The sequence below is a fragment of the Streptomyces durhamensis genome (assembly GCF_000725475.1).
Lineage (GTDB): Bacteria > Actinomycetota > Actinomycetes > Streptomycetales > Streptomycetaceae > Streptomyces > Streptomyces filipinensis.
In genome coordinates this window covers 1-337 of record NZ_JNXR01000153.1, presented here as the reverse complement: position 1 = coordinate 337, position 337 = coordinate 1, and the positions used below count along the sequence as shown (strand labels likewise).

The window sequence follows — 337 nt, the reverse complement described above, 5'->3', positions numbered from 1 at the left end:
GCGCAGATGCCGCCGGACTATCCGGCGGCGGAGATCGGCTTCCTGCCCCGGGACGAGTACCTCGGCGTCGAGGAGGGCGGACACCAGGTCGGTGCCCGGCTTCTTGCGGCGCTCGACGAGCAGCTCGGTGTAGTAGCGGGTCAGCTCGAAGTAGGCGAGCACCGCAGCCTCGGGAACATCGAAGACGCCCTCTTCGCGGTGGATCAGCAGGTCGGACTGGGTACGCAGATGGGCGCGGTCGGCCACCGGCACGTCGAGCAACTCCGACACCACATCCATCGGCAGCAGACCGGCGAACTCGGTGACGTAATCGAACTCCCCCATCTCCAGGCAGCGA

The 337-nt window shown here is 67.4% G+C and carries 1 pseudogene; it reads right to left on the bottom strand.

Going from position 1 to position 337, the window contains the following annotated elements:
• Positions 1 to 324, bottom strand: a pseudogene (locus IO33_RS0142195) (hypothetical protein); the annotation flags it as partial.
• Positions 325 to 337: the final 13 nt, after the last annotated feature.